This is a genomic window from Bradyrhizobium sp. SHOUNA76 (assembly GCF_023006445.1).
In the GTDB taxonomy this organism is placed as follows: Bacteria; Pseudomonadota; Alphaproteobacteria; order Rhizobiales; family Xanthobacteraceae; genus Bradyrhizobium.
On the sequence record NZ_JALBHA010001178.1, the window covers coordinates 1 to 415 of the forward strand.

Sequence of the window (415 nt, forward strand, 5' to 3'; positions counted from 1 at the left end):
CAGCATGCCGTCGGCAGCCGCGTTCTCGATCTTGGCCTTGATGCGCTCGCGCGCCTCGACGCCCTTGGCGACGATGACGATCTCGGCAAAGGCCTCGTTCGGAAGCTGCGGATTGAGGCCGAGCCAGAAGCGCGGCGAGCCCTGGCCGACATAGGACGTATAGGTCTCGATGTCCTTGTCGTCCTTCAGCAGCGTCTCGGCCTGCTTCACCGCCTTTTCGGTGACGTTGAACGCGGTGCCTTCCGGCAGGCGCAATTGCAAGAACAGCTCGGGCCGCTCGGACAGCGGAAAGAACTGCTGCTGCACATGGCCGAAGCCGACGACCGAGGCGATGAAGACGCCGACGGTTGCGGCCACCACGGTGATGCGGTGATTGACGCACCATCGCACGATGGCGCGCAGGCCGCGGTACATG

The 415-nt window shown here is 64.6% G+C and carries 1 protein-coding gene; it reads right to left on the reverse strand.

The genetic code is table 11. The annotated features are described in order from the left end of the window. Positions 1–415 (reverse strand): efflux RND transporter permease subunit (locus tag MOV74_RS40380; protein WP_246933131.1); only part of this gene is annotated, 415 nt, incomplete at both ends.